Genomic DNA, 7,952 nt, shown 5'->3' with positions numbered 1-7,952 from the left:
TTTCCCTCCACAATCACCGGTTTTACTCCAAGCATCAGCTCCACAATGCGGCTCATGGCCTCCTTTGTGCCTTTCCTCCTGTTTAAGTCATATGCCTCTCTTAAAAACTTTCGGAATGTATTTTCCTCTAACAGCCCCTGGGGAATATCTATCCCAAGCCACCGGGCCAGATTCGGGAGCATAAAATCAGGGGCAAGATTAACATCAAGATATGTTTCCATCCCCTCCATGGCCTGCCCCATTTCAAAGTACAAGGTGGAAAAAACAGACATATAGCGGTGGAAAAAACCTCCCGGCTCCTGATATATTTCCGGAAATGTCTGCATAAAATTATCCCCCGGGTTATAGAGAACCATATCCTTGATGCATCCCTCCCCCTCCCCTAAAATTTCAAGGCTGAGAAAAAGGTACTGCCCGGCAAGTTTATATAAAAGAATATCTGAATGGTTTACAGATTCCAGCTCCCCTAAATGGATAAAATACTGCTTTTTTTCCCCATAGGAGCCGGAATTATCCAGGAGGTAACCATTGATCTCCTGTGCGGCCTCCTCCCCCTCTACGGCAAACCCCCGTACAATGCAGATACTGCCTTTCGGAAGTTCTGCCTGAAAGTGCAGCCTTCCCCAGGCATAACCTTTCCGGTAACTGTTAAAGACACCAAGGACAAGAAAGTGGCCCTCCCCCCTCTCCAGGTATAATACGCCCTCAGGAGATATGGAAAAGCCATGTGTGTATGCTTTTTTTAACCTGTAGAATCCCACTGTGTAATTTCTCTCTTCTGCCATATTTACCTCCCAAGATTTATGTGCGGCTAAACTCTATGTCCACTTCCCCAGGATAATACAGGGCATTACCTGCAAGACAGATATCAAGGCCCTGTGTCTCCGCCCCCCCAATTCCCGGGCGAAGGGACAATTCCCTGATTTCAGCCACACAGGCAAGTTTTCCCAATCCGTGATATATCTTGTGAAAAGATAGAGTCCCGCCAAAATTTCCCTTTGGACCTGTCCCGTCTAAGATATCATAAAAAAATCCTTCACAGTTTCCTCACCCTTTTCATACTGTTTTTTCACCACAACTGCTCCGTGGACATGAATGGGCACATATTTCGGCCCTTCCACAGAGATTTTTGTATTTAGTATCCTGTATTTTTCTAAATAATTACATAGTATGGTTTTATAAAGGGAGGATAACCGGGGGCAAAATTCCCGGCTGTTTGGCTTTACCACCAGTTTGATTTCATTTTTCTCCGGGGAAACCAACACCCCTGCCTTATCCACGGAAAGTCCCGGAATGTTTTTTACCAGATATTGGCAGTCTTGTGCCGTCACCATGGTGTAAGGCTTGCGCAGATCAAGCAGAAACCTTTTGTGCACTTCCTCCATGGTTTCCCCAAATTTTCCTGGTAAAACCTCCAGACAATTTTCCAGTTCAAATTTCTTCTCCCTGTATGTTAAAGTAAACCCTGCCCCTTTTACCGCACATCCTTCCCCGCCCTGATAGAGGCTGTAATCCCCCAGCAGTACCCTTGCCCCCTCACAGCCGCCGCAGTCTGTTACGGTAATTTTCCCGCTCTCTTCCTCTAAGGTATAACATACTTCCCCGTCCCTGCTGCATTCCGGAAAAACCTTGTGGTAAAATATTCTTCCATCCTCTCCCCTCTCCTCAATGAGAAGGGAAAAGTCACCGCCGTACACCCTGGAAAAAGGCGGCAGAAAAAACTCCTGGTTATCGTATCCGTAAAGAATCCCCAGATTCCGGAAAGGCATTATTTCTTCCTCCAGGCAGATTACCATCACCTGTTTTCCCTGAGGGGCCCGGGGAAAGGTAAGGTTTATCCCCCACTCCCCCGCCTCCTCCCATTGGTACGCCGTGTCTTTTTCCCATAGGTAAAATTTCTCCGGCTCCTCCTCCACAAAAACCTGAAATTCTTTGGACTTAAATAAAAAATGTTCCGCAGAAATCTTCCTCTCCCCCTGGAAAAGAAGGACGGCTGATTTTGTATCCCTCTGACACACTTCTGCAAAGATTCCCCTGACCAGGCTTACCTTGGGTGGGATATCGTAGGAAGAAGACTTAAGGGTACACCGGATCATATAACAGCCCTTTTCCGGTTCCTGACAGAGTCCCTCCTCCGGGAAATGTACCCGTACCATCCCGCTTTTTAAAAACAGGCATGTCCCGTCCTCGGTTTTTACCTCTGTAAACCCCCTGTCTGTGTACATCTGCCAGCTTAAAGAGGCAAAGGCTTTTACATCTTCCATCGAAAAGGAAGCCCTTTCAAAACTCTGGGACACTTCCACATAAAAGGAAAAAAATCTCTTTTTGGCGGGAATCTTTGGAAAGAGAAAATACACCTCTTCTCCCCCCTCTGGGTTCTCCCCGAAAATCTCTGTGCCCCCGGGGATACCGTATTCCGTTACAAGAGCGTTTAAGCAGTGTCTTTTCCCCTGATTTGTAACATACACCCCAGTAATTTCCCCACGATATAATTCCTCCTCATCCTCTGTCTCAAAGCATACATCCCCTGCATAGATTTTTTGCCCCCTGGGAAGATTTATGCCGGTATCATAAGTATCTTTACAGGAGAGCAGACAACGGGAAGGCGTACCCCTCCCCCGGGAAAACCCCGCAAGCCGAAGAAGTTTAAACTGCACATCCTCTGTAACCTGGCTAAACTCCTGCCTTTTTAATGCCGAGAATGCGGAAAGGTTTTCCAACATAGTAATTCCCGGATCAGAAGGATGATAACTTGTCCACTCCCTGTAATAGAGCGGAATTTTTGCAAGGGCCTCCTCCAAAAATTCCTCATAAGATTTGTCTTTCATATTTTTTAAGGCAATCATGCGAACCCTCTTTTCTCTCTGCAGAAACAAATACCTCATGTTTTCCATTTACACATACCATAGAGGGCAGACATTCCAGTTCTTCCAAATCCACCTCATAATCAAGTCCCCCCATCTGATACCTGGCGCTGGCACTAATATGGCAAATCCGTCCGGATTCCACAGAGCTTAACCACATTTTCAACTGGCTTTTGCCAGGGAGTTTCCCTATCTCCCACCCCTTATGTTCCCCCTCTCCCACAGGCTCTAAGTAACATTCAATTCCTTTCAGCCATTTCTGACTAACCTCAATACTCTCCCCCATATCCTTTGCAGTTACCCAGAGCTTTACGGAAATTTCCACAAACACCGGCTCCACAATTTCAATTCCCTCTTCTTTACAGGTTATCTCACACTGGGCCATAAAGTGATTTTTTAATCCATTCCTTACAGCGTAAAACCCATGGGAACCCTCCTTATAATCTTTCATCAGAAGCACCATGGTTATCTTTCCGTTTTTCCCTGGAACACAGGAAACCTTATGGATGGAGCGGGAAAAAAACATGGCCTCCCGCTCATAATCTGCCAGGGAGACAAGGCGTTTCCTCCCGCTTATCACATGGCTTCCCCGTTTTAAAGCATCCCCGGGCCCTTCCATGTCCCATCCCCCGGTGATTTTTCCCGTGGTTTCCATATGTTTCATAAGGCCCAAATGGCCACGGAACCTTAAACTGCTGAAAGGTGCAAGGTTACCTCTCTCTCCGCTGCACCGGGTCACCTGCACTTTAAATGCGGCGCTATCCCTGTTTTTAGCAGCTGCCCCTTGTATCCCCTCCCCGAAAATAAGTTCACTTGTCCCTCTGTCAATCCGGTAACTTCTTGGATTTTCCGAAAGTTCAAACTCCTCCGCCTCCTGCCACAGTACATAAAACTCTTCGATTTCACCCAGGACATTATACTCTGCCCTGACATTTTCGGGACAAGACTTTAATAACCCTTTCATCTCCTCCTGGGACAGCGCCCCCTTTTCATTTACCCACACCTTGGCATGTAAAATATGATTGGCATACAGGGGAAACCTCCTGTTTAAGGGGGAAAAGTCCGCAAAATACTCCTGCTCTTCCAAAGTCTCCATATTTTGTATTTCCACGGCGTTTACAAAGATACGTTTTACCACAGGGGGCGAAGTATGTTTTCGGGAATAAAATCCTTTGGCATCCTCCACCCCAATCCAATAACAGCGGGAGCCCTCTATTTCCAGTTCTTCCATATCCCCAGGGGGCATAAACAAAAGTACCCCGGATTTCCTGAGATTTTTTGTATGGTCTGTCACCTGGAGAGGCTTAAATCCCTTTTTGCTGGAATAAAACCAAACAAGGGAGGCATCTTCCCAATTCTGCTTTTCCTCCACCTGAAAATACAGGCCCTCCCTGAAATTTTCCACAAAATCCCAGATACATCCTGTCGGGAGATTTTTCCTGTCCGAAAAATGCGGTAACAGGCTGTTTCTTTTTAATGTCTTCTGTGATATCCCTGTCTGAAATTCCCCGGAAAGCAGTGACTTTCTCCGGCCTTAAATTTTCTTCCCTGTACTGGATTCCAAAACGGAGATTCCTTATCACTGGATAGTGGTATTTCACATTGGGAAGATAACAGTTATCCGCCCTTACGCCCTTTAAAAGGATGCATCTCTGTTCATACCCTCCGGCAGTGATGCCCTCCCAATCCTTTGGCATATCAAAAAAGATTTGGTATTTGCCCTGGCAGCCCTCCCCGGAGAAAATTTTTCCAACTTCCATATCGCATTCTAACTTCCGAAATCCTGTGCCGTTAAAGTACTCAAATGACACTTCGTCCATATAGCAGTCATATTCCACCGGGGTGATTTTTTGTCTGGGACGCCGTTTGATAAGGCGAAGATCCGCAGCCTCCTCCGGCCGCCTGGCCGTAAATTCTTCAAAGGAAAGTTCAAATTCCATCCACAATTTTCCTCCGGAGTAATCCATCAGGCTCTGCTGCCCCACATAACATTCCCTGTAGGGGGCCAATTCCTCCCCAAAGGGATGAAATTCCCTTGCGGAAAGCTCCCTTGTCCCGTCCCATACAAAATCCGGCTCCATGACCGGGTCACAGGCTGCCAGCTCAATGTCAGAAATCCGAATATCTTCTATCAGAAAAGATTCCAAAACGAGAAAAATTTTTTGTATATTCCCATGGGAAAAAGGCACAAGAACCACAGCATCCCCCTTCACATACACTTGTTTAAAGGGAACCGCCTGGGAATCATCCACATAAAAAAAGCGGAAGCGGCTATTGTCCGTAAAGAGCTCTGCCAGATACTTAGAATCCTCCTCCCCATAAAAACGGATGGAAAAATCTTGTTCCTGAATCTCAAAAAGATGGGAATGATAAAGCATAAGGGCCTGTGTTCCAATGCTTTTCCCCCTGTCGCAGAAAAAAGGAATTTCCTCTCCCAATCCCTCCTCTTCCCCCAAGGCCGGTATGGGTTTTTCTTTTCCAAAGTCCATAGTAAGGAAACTTCCCCGGAAAGGTATTTTTTTATCTTTTCTGGGAGAGCAGAAAATCACACTACAAAGCTCTGCATTTACGGCAAATAAATCATGGAGTGTCTCAAAGACAATTTCATCCCCAAATACATCCTCCCCTACAAGGGAAGTCCCTTTTAAGACAGGGTTAGAAGATGCGCCTTCCCCCGAAATAAATGCCGCCCCAAATCCAGGGCTTGCAGGCTTTAAGGAAATTCCAAAGAGATTTACAAATTCCCTGTGATAATTTTCAAACAGGATATGCAGCATTTCCAGGTTATCTATTGTCTGCTCTGCAAAAATCATTCCGATGGCAGAGCCTGCATCGGGATTTTTTGTGTCAAATTTCCACTCCGGCGTATAAGAATCCGCCAATTTTTTTATTCTCCCTAAGACTTCGTCCCGGCCCAAACCGTAAATTTTATCCCTCATCCACTCCTCCCTCCCGGGTATAGAGATAGAAAGGAAATACCAGATTTTCCCTCACATTTGTCCTGCGGATGCGGTATGACACATAAAAAATCACACAGCCCCTGTGCAGTTTTTTCTCCGTGTTCACCTCCACCTGAAACACCCGGGGTTCCTGCTCCTCAATGGCATCTCTAAGCGTCCTTGCCGCCATGTGAATCTCTGTATCCGAAGTGTCCATAAAGGTGCAGGATAAAAGACTGCTCCCAAACTCCGGCCGGACGAAACGTTCTCCCCGCTGAGTCATAAGAATCATATAGATGGATTCCTTTACATTTTCTTCTTCCTGGGACATAAGAAAACGTCCCGTGGCACTGTTTACCCCTATGGGAAATTTAATTCCTCTCCCTAAATTTGCCTTTTGTTCCACATAAATCCCTCCCCTCTTATCCCAGTTTTACAGGTTTTCCCTCCAGGGAAAGCATACCGCTGCTTGAACCCTTCAGGGAGGAAGCAGCCTCTATGGACACTGTCTTTCCGGAAAACGCTGCTTTTCCGTCGGACTCCAGTTTTATTTCCACCTTCTTCCCTCTGCTCTCAATATACAGGATGCTGTTTAGGTTAAGCGTATACCCCTGGTTTTTCGCCCGTATGAATATCTGCTTTTCCCTCTGCCCCTTCCTTTTCCCGGCTTCCTCCGCCGCCCTGCCAAGCACCTCCATGAATTTCTGTTCCTCAATCGGCTTTAACAGGTAGTGGAATGCCGACACGTCAAAAGCCTCAAACACATATTCCCTGATTCCCGTAATGAAGATGACCACCGCATCCACGCCGGACTGCCGGAGTGTCCTCGCCGCCTCAATGCCGCCCATGCCCTCCATCTGTATATCGAGGAAGATAATGTCAAAATCCTTTCCTGCCGCAAGCAGTCCTTCCCCCGTGTCAAAACCGCTTATATCAAAATCGGGATTCCGTTTTTTTATGAATCCGCCAATCTGCTCTCTGATGGCTTCCTCATCATCGACTAATGCTATATTCAAAATTCATCACCTCGGATTTCTGTTTCAGCCCCACTTAATTTATCGGCAGATTTTCTGTTATTTTGGGATGCAGGGAACGAAAGGCATATAAAATGGAACGAAAGGCATAAATGCAGTACGGAAATTTCAAAATCAGCCCTAAAGTTTTTCGCCATTCGTCCGATATGGTGGAAACGCAAACCACCGTGTAAGCATATTACCTCTTATTTCCCCGCTTTCCAAATCAGGCCGCCCGGCCTGCCTTCTGAAAAGGCAGACCGCCGCACATAGAAAAAGGGCCTGTGAGCCCTCTTCCTCTTTATCCTTAGTACAGTAAACTATCTTTATCCAGCCTTTCCTCTAAAGCCTCAATGATTCAATCATCTCATGGGCAATACTGATATCCGTCAATTCATCCGGAAGTCTGGAACGCAGATGCCACTCTGCCTCCGCCAGTTCTTTCCTGTCAAGGCGGATTTCATCAGGGTCGTCCAGCCTTGCGGTATAGCCTGCGATCACGGAGCCGGAGAACCCCCACGGCTGGCTGCCAAAATACTGCAAATCCCGGATGCGGATGCCTGTCTCCTCATAGGCCTCCCTCTCCGCCGCTTCCTCCAGCGTCTCCCCCGCCTCCACGAAACCGGATATGAGTACCCACTGCGGGAGGGAGCGGTCTGCATATTTTGTCATCAGCAGCCTGTCCCCGTCCGTGACCGCCACCATTACCACCGGGGCAATGCCGGGATATACCGTATTCCCGCACTCCGGGCAGGCAAGCGTCCTCTGCCCTGGCTTCCTTTCCATTCTCCCGCCGCACCTGCCGCAATACCTGTTCCCTTCATACCAGCGGCTTAAGTGCAGGGCCGTGGCCCCGGCAAAGAAAACCCACTCCGGCAGGACGTCTTTTAATTCACAGATGGGGAAATACCCAAGCCCCCGGCATCCGTTTACCTCCTGCCCCAGCAGGTAAACGGGCTCCCTGCCCGCCCGGAACAGGAATACCGCCCTGCTTTCCATTTTTCCTGCCGGATGCCCCAAATCCCGGAAGGACGGGAGGCTCCTATGCCCGTCCCCCATATCCCGCAAATGCTGCATCCCGGCATCTAGCCACCAGCAGGGTATTTCTGCCGGGCAATGCTCATAACGCGAGGTTT

The 7,952-nt window shown here is 47.7% G+C and carries 8 protein-coding genes; all 8 read right to left on the bottom strand.

The features are described 5' to 3' along the window. Positions 1–785 (bottom strand): phage tail protein (locus D7Y06_RS22575; protein WP_147415748.1); only part of this gene is annotated, 785 nt, incomplete at its 3' end. Between the two features lie 16 nt (positions 786–801). Then, the gene (locus D7Y06_RS27760; RefSeq protein ID WP_256387249.1) at positions 802–933 is read right to left on the bottom strand and encodes a hypothetical protein; all 132 of its coding nucleotides are present in this window, start codon (positions 931–933) and stop codon (positions 802–804) included. An 80-nt stretch (positions 934–1,013) separates the two neighbouring features. Next, positions 1,014–2,846 (bottom strand): hypothetical protein, encoded by a 1,833-nt coding sequence (locus D7Y06_RS22570; RefSeq protein WP_120409819.1) that lies wholly within the window; start codon positions 2,844–2,846, stop codon positions 1,014–1,016. After that, positions 2,809–4,269 carry a hypothetical protein gene (locus D7Y06_RS22565; RefSeq protein ID WP_120409818.1) on the bottom strand — a complete coding sequence of 487 codons (1,461 nt, stop codon included), beginning with the start codon at positions 4,267–4,269 and terminating at the stop codon, positions 2,809–2,811. Before D7Y06_RS22565 ends, D7Y06_RS22570 begins: the two co-directional genes overlap by 38 nt. After that, a complete protein-coding gene (locus tag D7Y06_RS22560; protein WP_120409817.1) occupies positions 4,169–5,803 on the bottom strand; it encodes a hypothetical protein in 1,635 nt (544 codons plus the stop codon). The genes D7Y06_RS22565 and D7Y06_RS22560 overlap by 101 nt, the downstream gene beginning before the upstream one ends. Beyond that, positions 5,793–6,209, bottom strand: coding sequence for a GPW/gp25 family protein (locus D7Y06_RS22555; RefSeq protein ID WP_120409816.1), 417 nt, complete (start codon positions 6,207–6,209; stop codon positions 5,793–5,795). The genes D7Y06_RS22560 and D7Y06_RS22555 overlap by 11 nt, the downstream gene beginning before the upstream one ends. Positions 6,210–6,225: 16 nt before the next feature. Beyond that, positions 6,226–6,819: a LytR/AlgR family response regulator transcription factor gene (locus tag D7Y06_RS22550; protein WP_120409815.1), complete on the bottom strand. Its 594-nt coding sequence runs from the start codon at positions 6,817–6,819 to the stop codon at positions 6,226–6,228. A gap of 339 nt (positions 6,820–7,158) precedes the next feature. Further along, positions 7,159–7,952 (bottom strand): NAD(+) diphosphatase (gene nudC, locus D7Y06_RS22545; protein ID WP_243119460.1); only part of this gene is annotated, 794 nt, incomplete at its 5' end.

The organism is Roseburia sp. 1XD42-69, assembly GCF_003612565.1.
Taxonomy (GTDB): domain Bacteria; phylum Bacillota; class Clostridia; order Lachnospirales; family Lachnospiraceae; genus Roseburia_B.
Note: the sequence above shows the minus strand (reverse complement) of the source record. Positions and strands in the feature narration are given on the sequence as shown.

Bases quoted from the DNA above. Each gene is read 5' to 3' on its own strand.
- D7Y06_RS22560 (WP_120409817.1), bottom strand. From the start codon at position 5,803: ATGAGGGATAAAATTTACGGTTTGGGCCGGGACGAAGTCTTAGGGAGA.
- D7Y06_RS22570 (WP_120409819.1), bottom strand. From the start codon at position 2,846: ATGATTGCCTTAAAAAATATGAAAGACAAATCTTATGAGGAATTTTTG.